The organism is Novosphingobium sp. (assembly GCF_041915465.1).
Classification (GTDB): domain Bacteria; phylum Pseudomonadota; class Alphaproteobacteria; order Sphingomonadales; family Sphingomonadaceae; genus Novosphingobium.
The window spans coordinates 1-15,330 of the sequence record NZ_JAYSBK010000030.1 but is presented as its reverse complement, the minus strand read 5'-3'; the positions used below and the strand labels follow the sequence as shown (position 1 = coordinate 15,330).

General features: G+C 65.4%; 17 protein-coding genes. 11 read left to right on the top strand and 6 right to left on the bottom strand.

The features are described 5' to 3' along the window. Positions 1–2: 2 nt before the first annotated feature. The 4 genes from ACE3SN_RS07340 to ACE3SN_RS07325 all read right to left on the bottom strand — a co-directional run bounded on the left by ACE3SN_RS07340 (position 3) and on the right by ACE3SN_RS07325 (position 4,946). Entirely contained in the window at positions 3–263 is a 261-nt protein-coding gene (locus ACE3SN_RS07340) for a hypothetical protein (RefSeq protein ID WP_374528836.1), read from the bottom strand. Then, entirely contained in the window at positions 260–2,065 is a 1,806-nt protein-coding gene (locus ACE3SN_RS07335; RefSeq protein WP_374528834.1) for a long-chain fatty acid--CoA ligase, read from the bottom strand. Before ACE3SN_RS07335 ends, ACE3SN_RS07340 begins: the two co-directional genes overlap by 4 nt. A gap of 102 nt (positions 2,066–2,167) precedes the next feature. Next, on the bottom strand, positions 2,168–3,904 hold the full coding sequence (gene ggt, locus ACE3SN_RS07330) for a gamma-glutamyltransferase (RefSeq protein ID WP_374528832.1): 1,737 nt from the start codon (positions 3,902–3,904) through the stop codon (positions 2,168–2,170). Between the two features lie 10 nt (positions 3,905–3,914). Beyond that, the gene (locus ACE3SN_RS07325; protein WP_374528830.1) at positions 3,915–4,946 is read right to left on the bottom strand and encodes a quinone-dependent dihydroorotate dehydrogenase; all 1,032 of its coding nucleotides are present in this window, start codon (positions 4,944–4,946) and stop codon (positions 3,915–3,917) included. Positions 4,947–5,251: 305 nt separating this feature from the next. Here ACE3SN_RS07325 and ACE3SN_RS07320 point away from each other — a divergent pair, with 305 nt between their 5' ends. The 10 genes from ACE3SN_RS07320 (at position 5,252) to ACE3SN_RS07275 (ending at position 12,365) form a co-directional block, all read left to right on the top strand. Beyond that, positions 5,252–6,184, top strand: coding sequence for a helix-turn-helix domain-containing protein (locus ACE3SN_RS07320; RefSeq protein WP_374528828.1), 933 nt, complete (start codon positions 5,252–5,254; stop codon positions 6,182–6,184). Between the two features lie 64 nt (positions 6,185–6,248). Further along, positions 6,249–6,659, top strand: coding sequence for an SUF system Fe-S cluster assembly regulator (locus ACE3SN_RS07315; protein ID WP_374528826.1), 411 nt, complete (start codon positions 6,249–6,251; stop codon positions 6,657–6,659). Further along, positions 6,656–8,146, top strand: coding sequence for a Fe-S cluster assembly protein SufB (sufB, locus tag ACE3SN_RS07310; protein WP_374528824.1), 1,491 nt, complete (start codon positions 6,656–6,658; stop codon positions 8,144–8,146). The genes ACE3SN_RS07315 and sufB overlap by 4 nt, the downstream gene beginning before the upstream one ends. After that, positions 8,143–8,514 carry a hypothetical protein gene (locus ACE3SN_RS07305; RefSeq protein WP_374528822.1) on the top strand — a complete coding sequence of 124 codons (372 nt, stop codon included), beginning with the start codon at positions 8,143–8,145 and terminating at the stop codon, positions 8,512–8,514. Before sufB ends, ACE3SN_RS07305 begins: the two co-directional genes overlap by 4 nt. A 4-nt stretch (positions 8,515–8,518) precedes the next feature. After that, positions 8,519–9,262 carry a Fe-S cluster assembly ATPase SufC gene (gene sufC / locus ACE3SN_RS07300; RefSeq protein ID WP_374528821.1) on the top strand — a complete coding sequence of 248 codons (744 nt, stop codon included), beginning with the start codon at positions 8,519–8,521 and terminating at the stop codon, positions 9,260–9,262. Continuing rightward, positions 9,259–9,612, top strand: coding sequence for a hypothetical protein (locus ACE3SN_RS07295; protein WP_374528819.1), 354 nt, complete (start codon positions 9,259–9,261; stop codon positions 9,610–9,612). The genes sufC and ACE3SN_RS07295 overlap by 4 nt, the downstream gene beginning before the upstream one ends. Continuing rightward, the gene (locus ACE3SN_RS07290) at positions 9,603–10,337 is read left to right on the top strand and encodes a SufD family Fe-S cluster assembly protein (protein ID WP_374528817.1); all 735 of its coding nucleotides are present in this window, start codon (positions 9,603–9,605) and stop codon (positions 10,335–10,337) included. The genes ACE3SN_RS07295 and ACE3SN_RS07290 overlap by 10 nt, the downstream gene beginning before the upstream one ends. An 8-nt stretch (positions 10,338–10,345) precedes the next feature. Then, positions 10,346–11,542, top strand: coding sequence for a cysteine desulfurase (locus ACE3SN_RS07285; RefSeq protein WP_374528815.1), 1,197 nt, complete (start codon positions 10,346–10,348; stop codon positions 11,540–11,542). Further along, entirely contained in the window at positions 11,539–12,012 is a 474-nt protein-coding gene (locus tag ACE3SN_RS07280) for an SUF system Fe-S cluster assembly protein (protein WP_374528813.1), read from the top strand. Before ACE3SN_RS07285 ends, ACE3SN_RS07280 begins: the two co-directional genes overlap by 4 nt. Next, positions 12,012–12,365, top strand: a complete 354-nt coding sequence (locus ACE3SN_RS07275; protein ID WP_374528812.1) for a HesB/IscA family protein — start codon at positions 12,012–12,014, stop codon at positions 12,363–12,365. The genes ACE3SN_RS07280 and ACE3SN_RS07275 overlap by 1 nt, the downstream gene beginning before the upstream one ends. A gap of 175 nt (positions 12,366–12,540) precedes the next feature. Here ACE3SN_RS07275 and ACE3SN_RS07270 read toward each other — a convergent pair whose 3' ends face one another. Together ACE3SN_RS07270 and ACE3SN_RS07265 are read right to left on the bottom strand one after the other, a co-directional pair. Further along, complete coding sequence (locus ACE3SN_RS07270; RefSeq protein WP_374528810.1) at positions 12,541–13,503, bottom strand: hypothetical protein; 963 nt, start codon at positions 13,501–13,503, stop codon at positions 12,541–12,543. 103 nt (positions 13,504–13,606) lie between these two features. Beyond that, on the bottom strand, positions 13,607–14,041 hold the full coding sequence (locus ACE3SN_RS07265; RefSeq protein WP_374528808.1) for a hypothetical protein: 435 nt from the start codon (positions 14,039–14,041) through the stop codon (positions 13,607–13,609). Positions 14,042–14,162: 121 nt separating this feature from the next. Here ACE3SN_RS07265 and ACE3SN_RS07260 point away from each other — a divergent pair, with 121 nt between their 5' ends. After that, on the top strand, positions 14,163–15,158 hold the full coding sequence (locus ACE3SN_RS07260; protein WP_374528806.1) for an adenosine kinase: 996 nt from the start codon (positions 14,163–14,165) through the stop codon (positions 15,156–15,158). Positions 15,159–15,330: the final 172 nt, after the last annotated feature.

Genomic DNA, 15,330 nt, shown 5'->3' with positions numbered 1-15,330 from the left:
GCCTAGTTCGCTTCGCGCCGCATCCGCTGGGTGAGCTGCTCGATCTCTTCCGGCTCGAGGATCCAGGTGCGGGTCTGGCGGCCTTCGCGGAACACCGGCCGGGTCAGCAGCACGCGGGCATTGCTCCGCGCGTGCGGCTTGTAGAGCGCGAAATGCATCGCGCAGTCGCGTATCGTCCCGATAATCGGGGTGCGGCCTTCCAGGTCGATCATCGTCGCGGCCTGATCCCACGGGATCGCGGCGAGCACCGCCTCGGCCATCATCCCTTGTACAATCCGTCGAGCAGCGCGCCGTAGCGCTCTTTCAGCTTGTGGCGCCGGATCTTGAGGCTGGGGGTCATTTCCTCGTTCTCGATTGAGAAGGCTTCTTCGGCAAAGGCGAACTGGCGCACCTTTTCAATCACCGAAAGGTCCTGGTTCACCCGGTCGATCGCGGCGCGCACGGCGCTGCGGAAAGCGGGCAGGTCCTGCAGTTCGTGGAAATCGAATTTTTCGTCGTTGGCGCGCGCCCATTCGAGCGCCCATTCCGCATCCGGCACGATCAGCGCAACGATGTAGGGCCGCTTGTCACCCACTACCATCGCCTGGGCGATCTCGGTCTGCAAGGTCAGCATGCCCTCGATCTTCTGGGGCGAGACATTGTCGCCCTTGTCGTTGACGATCATGTCCTTCTTGCGGTCGGTGATGACGATCCGCCCGGCCTCGTCGATATGGCCGATATCGCCGGTGTGGAGCCAGCCGTCGACGAGGGTCCGTGCGGTCTCCGCCTCGTTGCGCCAATAACCGTGCATGACCAGTTCGCCGCGCACCAGGATTTCACCGTCCTCCGCAATCTTCACTTCGACCCCGTGGAGCGGCGGGCCGACGGTGTCCATCTTGAGGCCTGCGGCAGGGCGGTTGCAGCTGATCACGGGCCCCGCCTCGGTCTGGCCATAGCCCTGCAGCATGGTCAGCCCCATCGAATCGAAGAACACGCCGATATCGGGGTTGAGCGGCGCGCCGCCCGAAACCATCGCTTTCAGCCGTCCGCCAAACCGCGCGCGGATCTTGGGCCGCAGCGCGCGTTCGAGCAGCAGGTCCATCGGCTTGTCACGCAGCCGTTCTCGGCCCTGGGCCTTCAGCGTGCCGATCGCGATCGCCCGGCCCATCAGGTAATTGGGGAATTTGCCCTGCTTCTCGACCGATTTCATGATCCGGGTGCGCAGTACTTCGAACAGGCGCGGCACCACGACCATGATCGTCGGGCGCACTTCCTCGATGTTGCTGGCCAGCTTTTCGAGGCCTTCGGAATAATAGATCTGTGCGCCGACCGAGATCGGCAGCATCTGCCCGCCGGTATGCTCGTAGGCGTGGCTCAGCGGCAGGAACGAGAGGAACACGTCGTCATCCAGCCCGAAGTCCTCGGCCAGCACGCGGGCCGCGCCGTCGATGTTGCACAGGATCGCGCCGTGGTGCTGCATCACCCCGCGCGGCGCGCCGCCGGTGCCGCTGGTGTAGATCAGGCAGGCGGTATCCTCGCGGCCGATGCCGGCGATGCGCTCCATCACGGCCGCGCGCGCGGCCGGGCTGTCGCCCTCGGTAAGCGCGGCCCATTCGTGGTACTCGAAGGTGCTGGTCTGGGCGATGCGCAGCGGCTCGATCCCGATCACCTGCCTGGCCTGGCCGGAACGCAGCACGGCTGGAAGCAGCGGCTTGGCCAGCTTGTCGTTCGCCACGATCACGGCCCGCGCACCCGAATTGTCGAGGATGTGGAGATGGTCGCGCTCGGTGTTGGTGACATAGGCTGGCACCGTGATGCAGCCCGCCGCCATGATCGCGAAGTCGGCGATGCACCACTCGGGCCGGTTTTCGGATACCAGCATCACCCGGTCGCCGTCTTCCAGCCCAAGACCGCGCAGCGCCTCGGCCAGCTGGCATACCTGCCGCGCCGCGTCGGCCCAGCTGATCGATTGCCAGGCGCCATCGCGCTTGGCCCACAGGAACGGCGCGTCGCCGCGTGCTTCCGCACGATTGAAGAACAGTTCGACCAGGTTCCGGCTGGTCGGCAGATCGGAAATATCAACCACTGCGCACAAGCCCCTTTCGCGCACGCCTCTTGCCCGTGTCCGGGCTTGTTCCGCCCGGCCTTACGCCATTGCTAGGACGGCTTGGCCGCAGCGGCAAGCCGACTATTCGGGAATAGCCTGTCCCTCGCTGCGCGGATCGGCCGCGCCGCGCAAGGCGCCATCGATCACTTCGATGGCATTCGCCTTGAGCGGCAGAGCGCGCGGCACGACCTGATCGTGCCCCAATGCCCTCAGCGCCGGGATCATCGCTTCGAGGCTGCTGCCCTGTTCGATAAAGATCGTGTCGATCCCCGGCGCGAAGATCACCGGCAGGCCCAGCGCATCCTGAGCGGGCATATTCCAGTCGATCACGCCGATGATCGCGCGGATCACCTGGGCGGGAATGGTCGCCCCGCCCGCCGCGCCAACGGCGAGGCGCAGCTTGCCATCGGGACCGAACACCAGGGTGGGGCTCATCGAGGAACGCGGACGCTTGCCGCCTTCGACCCGGTTGGCGACCTGGCGGCCGTCGAGCTCGGGATTCATGTCGAAATCGGTCAGCTCGTTGTTGAGGAAGTAGCCATCGACCATCAGGCCAGACCCAAAGGGGCTTTCGATGGTGGAGGTATAGCTGACCGCGTTGCCGGTCCGGTCGATCGTCACGAAATGCGAGGTGCCGTGCTCCTCGGCCATGGCCGGGTCAGCCCAGGCCAGCTTCTCCGCGCCCGGCGGGGTGCCGGCGGTGACCGATGAAATGGTCTTGCCCGGATCGATGAGGGCGGAGCGCTTGGCCAGGTAGGCAGGATCGATCATCCCCTCGGCGGGCACCGGCACGAAATCGCTGTCGGCCGTATAGCGGTTGCGGTCGGCATAGGAGAGCCGCATCGATTCGGCGATCAGGTGCCAGGCCACCGGCGAATCCTTGCCCAATGCGCCGAGGTCGAAGCGTTCGAGCATCTTCAGCGTCGCGATCACCGTGGTCGCGCCCGACGATGGCGGGCCCATCGAACAGACCTTGTAGCCGCGATAGGTTCCGCACAGCGGGGCGCGGTCCTTGGCTGCATAGGCGGCGATGTCCGCCTCGGTCATCGGTTCGGGATTGACCGGCGCGTTGGTAACCCGCGCCACGATCGCGCGCGGGTTCGCGCCCTCGTAAAAAGTGCGCGGCCCGCCGGCGGCCAGCGCTTCGAGCGTGGTCGCCATCGCGGGGTTCTTCACCAGGGTTCCCACCGGCAAAGGCTCGCCATCGGTGCCATAGAACAGGGCGCGGCCCTCGCTCGTGAAGCCGGCAACCTTGGCATTGGTCTTGAGCATTCCGTACAAGCGGGGCGTGATCTCGAAACCGTCACGCGCCAGCTTGATCGCAGGGGCGAACAGCGTGGCCCAGGGCAGTTTGCCGTGTTCCTTGTGGGCCTTGGCGGCCAGCGCCATGTTGCCGGGCACGCCGACGCTGGTGCCGCCGGGCACCGCTTCGGGGAAGGACAACAGCTTGCCATCCTTGAAGAACCAGTGCGGGTGGGCGGCAGCCGGTGCGGTCTCGCGCCCGTCGATCGTCACGACATGGCCGGCGGCGTCGGTCTCGACAAAGAAGCCGCCGCCACCGATTCCGGAGCTTTGCGGCTCGACCACCGACAGCGCCAGCATGGTCGCGATGGCGGCGTCGGTGGCGTTGCCGCCTTGCCGCAGCATCTGTGTCCCGGCATCGGCGGCGCGCGGATCGGCTGCGCTGACCATGCCGCCGGGATAGACGGCGGCGGAGGTTGCGACCGGAGCCGAAGCGGCGGCGGGGGGAGTGTTGGTGGTGGAGCAGGCCGCCGCGAGCAGCGGAGCCAGCAAAAGAGCAGCGAAGCGGGTTTTCATGCCCCGCAGGCTATTCGCTTCCGACCGCCTCGGCAATGCTGCTGAAGCCGTCGCGGCGCATCAATTTCACCAATCCGCGCGTAATCTTGCGGGCAATCCCGGGGCCGGCATAGGCCATTGCCGAATAGAGCTGCACGAGGTCGGCCCCGGCGCGAATTCGCGCCCAGGCGTCTTCTGCCGTGGCGATCCCGCCGACCCCGATCAGCGGCACGGCCCCGCCGGTCGCAGTGCGGAAATCCCGCAGACGCTGCTGGGCGAGATCCCGCAAAGGCGCGCCGGACAGGCCGCCAGCTTCGTGCGCGTTGGCAGATTGCAGCGGCGGTCGCGAAATCGTGGTGTTCGACACGATCAGCGCACCCAGCTGCTTGTCGATCGCGATCCGGGCGATTGCGTCGATATCGGCGGGCTCGAGATCGGGCGCGACCTTCAGGAACACCGGCGGTCCGCCGCGGCCACGCGCGTCGAGCACGGCGTCGAGCAGTGCGGTCAGCGCACTCTCATCCTGCAAAGCGCGCAGCCCCGGCGTATTCGGGCTCGACACATTGACCGCCAGATAGGAGGCGAGCGGGGCCATCAGGCGGGCCATCGTCGCATAGTCGGCGCTCCGGTCGGCCGAATCCTTGTTCGCGCCGATGTTGATTCCGACGATGCCGGGCCGCCCAGCCCGCCGCGCGAGCCGCGCAACCGCCGCTTGCGCGCCGCCATTGTTGAAGCCCATGCGGTTGATCACGCCGTGATCCTCGGCCAGGCGGAACAGGCGGGGGCGCGGATTGCCGGATTGCGGCAACGGCGTGATCGAACCAACCTCGGCAAAGCCGAAACCGAGTCGCAGCAGGGCGTCCGGCACTTCGCCATTCTTGTCGAAGCCAGCCGCCATGCCCAGGGGATTGGGAAAGGACAGACCCGCCACGGTTGTCGCCAGCGGCCCGTCTGCCGGCGGCAGGGCGCCAAAGGGCATGGCCTTGAGCGCGGCCAGCGAAAGGCCGTGCGCCGCTTCGGCATCGAGCAGGAACAGGGCGGGGCGGAGCAATTGGTAAAGCATCGTCGGCGCCTATGGCAGCGTCGAAGGCGTGAGTCGATGATCGAGGCACGCTGGGCGGGGGCGCCCGACTCAAAGTTGGAAACGCTTCCAATCCATTCCCGAGGCAATTTCAAGGGGCTCGATGGCGAATCCATACAATCTGACCGATAGTTCGTTGGGCTATTTCCATTTTTGCGACCCGAAGGGCTCGTGGCTATCCTGCTTCGAGTTCTTAAACTTAAGGGGCGGCTCCCTGGTCCCTACCTCGGAGCCGCCTTTTTTTATGCAATTGCCTTTTGGGGATGGTTGCGGGAAAATCCGTCTTTATGCCGGATGCGACCACCCAGACGCGTCAACCTCGAGTTGAACGCGAATTGACACCTCCATCCCTGCTCAGGCTGCAACACTACCCAGCTCCGCCTGCGCTGCAGCCCTACATCACGACCCTGTTCACGCTGCGTTGCATGGAACGCGAGATTCGCGATATGCTGCCGGCGGCCGTCGGCTACCTTGCGATCGTCATTGCCGGCAACGGAACAATGCGTTTCGCCGATGGGCGGACCGATCAAGCCCATCCTGAAACATTGCTGGCGCCAACCAATGCTGCGGTCGAATTGAAGGTCGATGGCCCGCTCGACATGCTTGCCGCAGCGCTATCTCCGCTCGGCTGGGCGACACTCACAAAACTGGATGCATCGCGGCACGTGGATCGCGCAGATGATGCCGATGCACTGCTGGGGGACGGGATTCATGACCTGGGCATACGGATTCGCCGGCTCGCGGCCGAGGGCCAGACCAGCGATGCGGATCTGGCCATGCTGCTGGCCGAGCATATCGGCGCACGGCTTGGCCCGCTCAATCCGCAGCATGTGAGATTGATCGGGCAGGTGGCCGATTGGATGTCGGACCGAATCGACCCGCAGCTACCCGAGCTGCTGGCCCGGACCGGCTATTCCCCGCGTCAGCTCGAACGGCTGGTGGCCCGTTATTTCGGCAGCACACCCAAGCAGCTGGCCCGAAAATATCGGGCGCTGCGGGTTGTCGCGCTGCTGCAATCTGCGGAGACCAGCGACGAAAAGGCCGCTGGCCTGGTCAACCTGTTCTACGATCAATCGCACATGATCCGCGAAGTGCGCCGGTTCGTGGGCCGCACGCCGCAGCGCCTCGCGGCCGCCGATGAATCGGTGCTGCAAAGTGCGATCGCGCTGCGCAACTACCGTGAATTTCGGCCGAACATCGCGCGGATTCCCGACGATTGAAATGCGTGGGAAAGACGCTTAAGGGAAATCGGAAAGAATCACTCTGATTTTCCGGGAAGCACGCATGCGCCTATCCAGCATGGCCGATTATGCCGTCGTCACGATGAGCGCCGCCGCGCGCCATTGCGGCGGCGTGCGCGTCTCTGCGGGCCAGTTGGCCGAAGAAACCGGGCTGCCGGTGCCGACAGTACAGAAGCTGGTCAGCCGCCTGACCGCTGCGGGCCTGCTGCGTTCTTCGCGCGGGGTCGGCGGCGGGCTCAAGCTCGCGCGGCCGGCTGCCGCGATCACGCTCGCCGACATCATCGAGGCGGTTGAAGGCCCGATCGCGCTGACCCCCTGCGTCGATACTGCGCGTAACGATTGCGCGCTGGATGGCGGCTGCACGGTCAAGCCGCACTGGGGAATCGTCGGCAATGCGGTGCGCAGCGCGCTGGCCGATGTGCCGCTCACCCGCCTGGCGGAGCAGGTGCAATGAGCCAGACCGTCAACGATGCCGCGATCAAGGATCAGGCCGCGCGCGATGCTGCGGCCAAGGTGGCGGATTACGAGCACGGCTGGTCGGCCCAGATCGACACCGAATTCGCCCCCAAGGGGCTGAGCGAAGACACGATCCGCTTCATTTCGGCCAAGAAGAACGAGCCGGAATGGATGCTCGAATGGCGGCTCAAGGCCTATCGTCACTGGCTGACCATGCCGATGCCGGACTGGGCCAAGCTGAATATCCCGCCAATCGATTACCAGGACGCCTATTACTACGCCGCGCCCAAGCCCAAGAAGAAGCTCTCGAGCCTCGACGAGGTCGATCCCGAGATCCTCGAGGTCTACAAGAAGCTCGGCATTCCGCTGGAAGAGCAGAAGGTGCTCGCCGGGGTCGAGGGTGCGCGCAAGGTGGCCGTGGATGCGGTGTTCGACAGTGTCAGCGTCGCCACCACTTTCCGCGACGAGCTGAAAAAGGCCGGGGTGATCTTCCTGTCCATTTCGGAGGCGATCCGCGAATACCCCGAACTGGTGAAGCGCTGGCTGGGCAAGGTCGTCCCGGTGCGCGACAATTTCTTCGCCGCGCTCAACTGCGCGGTCTTTTCGGATGGCACTTTCGTCTATGTCCCCGAAGGTGTGCGCTGCCCGATGGAACTGTCGACCTATTTCCGCATCAACGCGGAAAACACCGGCCAGTTCGAGCGCACCCTGATCGTGGCCGACAAGGGGGCCTATGTCTCCTACCTCGAAGGCTGCACCGCGCCGCAGCGCGACGAGAACCAGCTCCACGCCGCCGTGGTCGAACTGGTCGCGCTCGACGATGCCGAGATCAAGTATTCGACCGTGCAGAACTGGTATCCGGGCGATGCCCAGGGCAAGGGCGGGATCTACAACTTCGTCACCAAGCGCGCGCTGTGCCAGGGCGCGCGCAGCAAGGTTTCCTGGACCCAGGTCGAAACCGGCTCTGCGGTCACGTGGAAGTACCCCTCCTGCGTCCTCAATGGCGAGGATTCGGTGGGCGAATTCTATTCGGTGGCCGTCACCAATAATTACCAGCAGGCCGATACCGGCACCAAGATGATCCACAACGGCAAGGGCAGCCGTTCGACGATCGTGTCCAAGGGCATTTCGGCCGGCAAGAGCAACAACACCTATCGCGGCCTGGTGCGCGTCGCCCCGCAGGCCGAGGGCGTGCGCAACTTCACCCAGTGCGATTCGCTGCTGCTCGGCAAGGACTGCGGCGCTCATACCGTGCCCTATATCGAGGTGCGCAATCCGAGCGCCCAGATCGAGCACGAGGCGACCACCAGCAAGATCAGCGACGACCAGCTGTTCTATGCGATGCAGCGCGGGCTGGATCAGGAATCGGCCGTGGCGCTGATCGTCAACGGCTTCGCCAAGGAAGTGCTGCAGCAGCTGCCGATGGAATTTGCGGTCGAGGCGCAGAAGCTCTTGGGAATCAGCCTTGAAGGGAGCGTCGGATGATCGCGCCGCTGCTGCTGATGGCCGCCGTTTTTGAAGGGCCCGAGGCCGCGCCCGCGCTCGAGGCGGTCAAGCGCTGCGATCGTGGGGCGATGCAGGCGCTGACCAAGGCTGAGCCGCACCGCCGCAGCCAGTTTGCCGCTGCCGCCTATGCCGAACAGCAGTCCATCGCGCGTGACCGTGCCGACCTGCTGGCGCGCCAGGCCAAGGCCACCGTGCCCGCCGATCAGGCCGCAATTGCGGCCAGTCTGGCCGCGCTCGATGCGCGGCAACGCCAGCTCGAAGATGCCCGCGCGGTGGAAATCAGCTGGCGCGCGCTGGTCGATGAACTGCGCACCGATTTTCTTGCCAACTGCATGCAGGGCAAATGACATTATGCTGAAAATTGAAAATCTCCAGGCCAAGGTGGCCAACAAGCCGATCCTCAAGGGGCTCAGCCTCACCATCAATCCGGGCGAGGTCCATGCGATCATGGGGCCGAACGGTGCGGGCAAATCGACTCTTGGCTATACCCTCGGCGGGCGGCCGGGTTACGAAGTGACCGGCGGTGCGGTGACTTTCAAGGGCGAGGACCTGCTCGCGCTCGAACCGCACGAGCGCGCGGCGGCGGGGTTGTTCCTGGGCTTTCAGTACCCGGTCGAGATTCCGGGCGTGTCCTTCGTCCAGTTCCTGCGTGAAAGCGCCAATGCCCAGCGCAAGAGCCGCGGCGAGGAACCGCTGTCGGGCGGCGAATTCCTCAAGCTGGCGCGCGACAAGGCCGGGCTGCTGCGGATGGACATGGACATGCTCAAGCGCCCGGTGAACGTCGGCTTTTCGGGCGGCGAGAAGAAGCGCGCGGAAATGGTCCAGATGGGGATCCTCGATCCGAGCCTCGCGATCCTCGACGAAACCGATTCAGGCCTCGACATCGACGCGCTGCGGATCTGCGGCGAAGGGATCAACGCGATCATGCGCAAGCCTGACAAGGCCGTGTTGCTGATCACGCACTACCAGCGCCTGCTCGATTACGTGAAGCCAGACTTCGTCCACGTCCTCGCGGGCGGCAGGATCGTCAGGACCGGCGGGCCGGAATTGGCGCTCGAGCTGGAAGAGCACGGTTACGAGGCGGTTGCGGCATGATTGGGTTGGCAGCCGGCGCTATGGCAGTGGCCACCATCCCGGTGTCATTTACCGGGAACTGGGTCGTCGCCCATCAGTCTTGCTCGACCGGTGAAAATCACGTCCGGTTGTACATCGCCGCGAACCAGATCGACGATGGTGAGTTTGATGCGCGGGTCGACCGGGTTGAAAAGTTGGCATCGAACCGCATCCGCGTTTCGGTCACGTGGCTGTCAGCAGAGGATGAGCAGCGGCAGATCTTCATTCTGACACTTGGCGGCAATGGTCTGCAGCTCAGCGAGCGGATTGTTTCAACTGACGGCAAGGCATTGGCCCGGCCCAAGGTCATTGGCTGGAAACGATGCCCATGATGGTCCTACCCACCCGCAAGGACGAGGACTACCGCTATGCGGACCTCGCCGCGCTGGCCCCGCTGTGGCCGGTCGCGGTGGAGGAAGTGGTGCTGGGCGCGGGCGAGGAAGGCGCGCTGGCGATCGCCAACACCGGCAGTGAAGCGGCGGTACGGGAGCTGGCGATCACGCTGGCACCGGACGCGAAGTTCACGCTCCACGTGCTCAATGCGTCCCCTGCCTATGGCCGGATCGCGGTCCGGGCTGAGCTGGGCGAAGGGGCCGAATTCACGCTTGGCGCGGCGCAGCTGGCGGGCGGCGAGGCGCGGCTGGAAATCGTGACCCACGTGACTCACGCCGGCAAGGACGCGGTCAGCCGCCAGCTGGTGCGCTCGGTCGCGGGCGGCAACGCGACGGTCAATTACCTTGGCAAGGTGCTGGTGGAGCGCGGGGCCGATGGCACGGACGGCGAACAGTCGGTCCGCGCCATGCTGCTTGACCGGACGGCGACGGCCAATGCCCGCCCGGAACTCGAAATCTATGCCGACGACGTCAAGTGCGCGCACGGCTGCGCGGTCGGCGAGCTTGACGCGAACGGGCTGTTCTATCTCGCCTCGCGCGGGCTGCCCCCGGCCGACGCCAAGCGGCTGATGCTGCAGGCTTTCATCGCCGAAGCCTTTGTCGGCGCGGCAGAGGAAGAGGCGTTGCAGAACGCCGCGCTCAAAGCGCTGGAGGCGCTGCTGTGACAACGGCGATGCTCCTCCGGCCAGACCTGCGCGCCGATTTTCCGGGTCTGGCGAACGGTTGGCACTACCTCGATAGCGGGGCCACCGCGCAAAAGCCGCAGGCGGTAATCGACGCCACGGTGAACGCGATGGGCCGCGACTATGCGACCGTGCACCGCGGGGTCTATGCCCGCTCGGCGGAAATGACCCTCGCGTTCGAGGCGGCGCGCCGCCGCGTCGCGGATTTTATCGGCGGGCGCGAGGACGAAGTGGTGTTCACCCGCGGCGCGACCGAGGCGATCAACCTCGTCGCGCAGACCTGGGGACAGGTGAACCTGAAGGCCGGGGACCGCATCCTGCTCTCCGTGCTGGAGCATCATTCGAACATCGTGCCCTGGCAGCTGCTGGCGGAACGGACTGGCGTGGCAATCGACGTCTGCCCGCTCACCGCAGACGGCAGGATCGATCTCGACGCTGCCGAGGCGATGCTCACGCCGGCGCACAAGCTGGTGGCGCTTGCCCATGTGTCCAACGTGCTTGGCTCGGTGCTCGATTGCCGCCGCGCGGCAACGCTGGCGCAGGGCGTGGGCGCGAAGCTGCTGCTCGATGGCTGCCAGGCCGTGCCGCGCCTTGCCGTCGATGTCGCGGCGCTGGGCTGCGATTTCTACGTGTTCTCGGCGCACAAGCTCTACGGGCCGACCGGGATCGGCGCGCTGTGGGCCAAGGCGGAGATCCTGGCCGACATGCCGCCATGGCAGGGCGGCGGCGCGATGATCGACCGGGTGACCTTCGCGCGCACGACCTATGCCCCCGCGCCGCAGCGGTTCGAGGCCGGCACCCCCGCGATCGTCGAGGCGATCGGGCTGGCTGCGGCGATCGACTATGTCAACGCCATCGGGCTGGCTGCGATTCATGCCCACGAAGCCGCGCTGGTGCGCGAGCTGCGTGAGGCGCTGCGCGAGGCCAATGACGTGACGCTGTTCGGGCCGGAAGACAGCGCCGGGATCGTCAGTTTCGCGCTCGAAGGGGTGCATCCGCACGACCTCGGCACCATATTGGACGAAGAGGGCGTCGCGATCCGCGCCGGGCATCACTGCGCGCAGCCGCTGATGGACCACCTCGGCGTGCCGGCGACCGCACGGGCCAGTTTCGGGCTTTACAGCAATTCGGAAGATATCGCCGCGCTGCTGCGCGGCATTGAACGGACCAGAAGGATTTTCGCGTGAGTGAGGAACCTAAATTCACGATCGAAGAAGTCAGCAGCGTGAACGCCCCGCCGCGCGCGAAGGTGGAGGATGCGGAAACGCCTGCCGAAAAGCTGGAGCGCAAGCGCGACTACCTTGAAGGCTTCCTGGCCGAAAAGGCCGAGGGCGTGGCTCCGGGTGAGCCGGGCGGCGACCTTTACGAGGCGGTGATCGCTGCGCTGCGCGACATTTTCGACCCTGAAATCCCGGTCAACATCTATGACCTTGGCCTGATCTACGGCGTCGATGTGACCAATGATGGCGGCGTGGTGGTGACCATGACGCTGACCACGCCGCACTGCCCGGTGGCCGAATCGATGCCGGGCGAGGTCGAGCTGCGCGTCGGCGCGGTGCCGGGCGTGCGCGATGCCGAGGTCAATCTGGTCTGGGACCCGCCATGGGATCCGGCCAAGATGAGCGATGAAGCCCGCCTCGAACTGGGGATGCTGTGATGACCACGACTACCCGCCAGCGGCCCGCCGCCGTGATCCTGACCCCTTCGGCCGAGGCGCGCATCGCCAAGTTGATGAGCGAGGCGCCCGAGGGCACTGTCGGGGTGAAGCTTTCCACGCCGCGCCGGGGCTGTTCGGGCCTGGCCTATTCGGTCGACTATGTGGCCGAGGCGAACCCGATCGACGAACGGATCGAGACGCCCGGCGGCACCTTCTTCATCGATGGCGCCAGCGTGCTCTACCTGATCGGCAGCACGATGGACTGGCAGGAAGACGATTTTACCGCCGGGTTCGTGTTCCAGAACCCCAACGCCAAGGGCAGCTGTGGCTGCGGCGAAAGCTTTACCGTCTAGCCGCCGGAATTCCGGTCGCGGCATCTGGCCCGACGTCATCCCGGGCTTGACCCGGGATCCCGCTTCTTCACTTCGGGGCATTGCCTGCAACTGCCATGCTGCAACAGGCAGCTGGACCCCGGGTCAAGCCCGGGGTGACGGTGAAGGGGCGGCTGAGGAAATAAGTCCAACCCTGTTAGCCGCGCAGCGGGTCTTCGCCGGTTTCTTCGGCGATGAAGGCCAGCAGCGCCTTTTCGAGCGGATCGAGTTCCTCGTCGGCGTCGATGTGATCGAGCAGCCAGAGCTCTTCGGCCTGGGTCAACTTGCCGGCCTCGGCAACGTCGTCATCCAGATCGGGGCCTTGCGAACCCATCTCGAGCAGGCTGCCAAAGGCGGCACCGGCATTGTTGTCGACATCGCTGCGCAGCATGCGCGAGAGGAAACTGCCGATCCCGGCGCCCTCGGCATTCATGAACGATTCCAGTTGCGCAGCGCGTTCGCGCGGCAGGGGTTCATGCCCGCCAAAGCCGAGCAGGAAGTTCGCAACGCCTTGAACGAACAGCTTTTCCCATTCGGGCGCGTTGCTTTCGTAGATCGTGGCATCCTTGATGCGGAACAGCATCTCGGCCTCGGCCTTGCTGACGCTGGCCGGGCGATCTCCACCGGCAGCGAAGATCATCCGGCGCAGCAGCGCGCATTCGGTCGAATTGATCACGCCGGGTGAAAGCTCGCCATCGCGGGTCGGCCCGTCGCCGTTCAGCACGGCTTCCTCGATCTGCTCGAGCGCGAAGTCCTTGACGCGCCGGGGCACGCTGGTCGCCTTTTCCATCACCTTGACCAGCAATTCGAGCTCTGCCAGCGAGCTGACGCGGCCGTTCTTCTTGATCCGTTCAATCAGTTCGTCGCCCATGAACTCGTCGACATAGCCGCGCGGTTCAACCGTGTTGACGATGAATTCGGTCAGCGCCTCGACGAAGAATTCGGCCCATTCGCGGCTCGGCTCAGTGAGGCGGTCATTGGCCTCGAAAAGGGCTTCGGCCTCTTCGGGATCCATCTTGCCGTCGGCCCAGCCGGCGCGGCGCAGCTCGAGGATTTCCTGTGCACCGATCACTCCATCGGCCGCTGCCTGCAATGCGAGGTCCCGGAAATGCATGCTCATGACGTCAATGTCCCCTTGGGTATTCGGGGACGGGGTATAGGCAGCTATCCTTAAATCCGGGTTACCCTCGAACGGGAACCACCAGGAGGTCGGCGCTGCGAATTCAGCGTTTCGTAAGGGCTTTGACGCAGGCGACGTCGTCTACATCCTGGGCATCGCTGGCGCGGCGCGCTTCGACGTAGGACGCTTCGACCTCGCGGCCGGGCGCAGGCGGATAGAGATAAATGTCGAGCACGCAGGCAGGACCGACGAACTGCAGCTTGCGGGCATCGCCTTCGTAGACATCGAGCCGCGCCGGGCCGAAGCGCCGCACCAGGGCATCGGGCGTCGCCCCGATCACGCCTTCGAGCCCGGGCACGACCTGGCGCTTGGGGGCGGGCGGCGGCACACGAACCGGCTGGCGCACGACGACCTGATTTGTGGCCGGACGCACCGCAGGTTTGACGGGCTTGCTGGCGGCGGTCTGGACGCCTCCACCTCCACCACAGGCGGCAAGCAGCAGCGGCAGCGTCAGGGAGAAAAGGGCCTTGCGGTTCATCGACATCGCGCATTGCCTCCATAGCGCCGGCTGTCAACGCCGAGCGGCCTTGCCCTGCGGCGACATGACCGCTAGCCACGGTCGCTGAAAATTCAATGCATCCATAAGGAAGCCCTCCCCTATGTCCCAGCCCGAGTTTGACGTGATCGCCATCGGCAACGCCATCGTCGATGTCATGGCACCGTGCAGCGATGCACTCGTCGAGGAACTCGGCATGGTTCGTGGGGGCATGACCCTGATCGATACCGAACGCGCCCATTCGCTTTACGACGCGATGGGCCCGGCGCGTGAGATCTCGGGCGGTTCGGCGGCCAATACGCTGGCCGGGCTTGCCGCACTGGGCGCGAAATGCGCCTTCATCGGACAGGTCGCTGACGATCAGCTTGGCGAAGTCTTCGCCCACGACATTCGTGCCGGCGGGATCTCGTTTGGCACCGCGCCGCGCGCGGGCGATCCGCCGACGGCGCGCTGCCTGATCTTCGTGACCCCCGATGGCCAGCGCACGATGAACACCTTCCTCGGCGCGTCGCAGTACCTGCCCGCCGCCGCGCTTGACGAGGCCGCGATCCGCGCCGCCAGCGTGCTCTATCTTGAAGGCTACCTGTGGGATCCCGAGGAACCGCGCGCGGCCATGCGCCGGGCGATCGCGGCGGCCAAGGATGCGGGCCGCAAGGTCGCTTTCACCCTGTCCGATGCCTTCGTGATCGAACGCCACGGCGCCGATTTCCGCGCCATGATCGAAACTGGCGAGATCGACATCCTGTTTGCCAACCACGTCGAACTGGCCGCGCTGACGGGGCATGACGATTTCGACAAGGGCCTTGCCGAACTCGCGCCCAAGGTGCCGGTGCTGGTCGTCACCCGCAGCGAAAAGGGGGCCGTTGCGGTCACCGGGGGCGAACGCTTCGAAGTCCCGGCCGAGCCGATCGACCAGGTGGTCGACACGACCGGAGCGGGCGACCTGTTCGCCGCCGGCTTCCTGTTCGGGCACGTTCGCGGCTGGAAGGTGGCCGACTGCCTGACCACCGGCGCGATCTGCGCGGCAGAGATCATTTCGCACTACGGTGCCCGCCCGGAAGCCGACCTCAAGGCGCTGGTTGCCGCCCGGATCGGATAAGCAATTGAAGGGCGATACAATTTCCTGATTGCTAGGAGCCCCTTTCATCAGTTAGGCTGGGGCCGCCTAAAACCATAGGGGGCATGATTATGCGCAAGACTGTTCTCGTTCTCGCTACCGTTGCCAGCTCGCTGGCTCTCGCTGCTTGCAGCAAGGGTGAAGAAGCGGCTCC

Excerpts from the sequence above, each read along its gene's own strand:
- ACE3SN_RS07340 (WP_374528836.1), bottom strand. The coding sequence starts at position 263 with ATGATGGCCGAGGCGGTGCTCGCCGCGATCCCGTGGGATCAGGCCGCG.
- ggt (WP_374528832.1), bottom strand. The coding sequence starts at position 3,904 with ATGAAAACCCGCTTCGCTGCTCTTTTGCTGGCTCCGCTGCTCGCGGCG.
- ACE3SN_RS07325 (WP_374528830.1), bottom strand. The coding sequence starts at position 4,946 with ATGCTTTACCAATTGCTCCGCCCCGCCCTGTTCCTGCTCGATGCCGAA.
- ACE3SN_RS07320 (WP_374528828.1), top strand. The coding sequence starts at position 5,252 with ATGCCGGATGCGACCACCCAGACGCGTCAACCTCGAGTTGAACGCGAA.
- ACE3SN_RS07315 (WP_374528826.1), top strand. The coding sequence starts at position 6,249 with ATGCGCCTATCCAGCATGGCCGATTATGCCGTCGTCACGATGAGCGCC.
- sufB (WP_374528824.1), top strand. The coding sequence starts at position 6,656 with ATGAGCCAGACCGTCAACGATGCCGCGATCAAGGATCAGGCCGCGCGC.
- ACE3SN_RS07305 (WP_374528822.1), top strand. The coding sequence starts at position 8,143 with ATGATCGCGCCGCTGCTGCTGATGGCCGCCGTTTTTGAAGGGCCCGAG.
- sufC (WP_374528821.1), top strand. The coding sequence starts at position 8,519 with ATGCTGAAAATTGAAAATCTCCAGGCCAAGGTGGCCAACAAGCCGATC.
- ACE3SN_RS07295 (WP_374528819.1), top strand. The coding sequence starts at position 9,259 with ATGATTGGGTTGGCAGCCGGCGCTATGGCAGTGGCCACCATCCCGGTG.
- ACE3SN_RS07290 (WP_374528817.1), top strand. The coding sequence starts at position 9,603 with ATGCCCATGATGGTCCTACCCACCCGCAAGGACGAGGACTACCGCTAT.
- ACE3SN_RS07285 (WP_374528815.1), top strand. The coding sequence starts at position 10,346 with ATGCTCCTCCGGCCAGACCTGCGCGCCGATTTTCCGGGTCTGGCGAAC.
- ACE3SN_RS07275 (WP_374528812.1), top strand. The coding sequence starts at position 12,012 with ATGACCACGACTACCCGCCAGCGGCCCGCCGCCGTGATCCTGACCCCT.
- ACE3SN_RS07270 (WP_374528810.1), bottom strand. The coding sequence starts at position 13,503 with ATGAGCATGCATTTCCGGGACCTCGCATTGCAGGCAGCGGCCGATGGA.
- ACE3SN_RS07265 (WP_374528808.1), bottom strand. The coding sequence starts at position 14,041 with ATGAACCGCAAGGCCCTTTTCTCCCTGACGCTGCCGCTGCTGCTTGCC.
- ACE3SN_RS07260 (WP_374528806.1), top strand. The coding sequence starts at position 14,163 with ATGTCCCAGCCCGAGTTTGACGTGATCGCCATCGGCAACGCCATCGTC.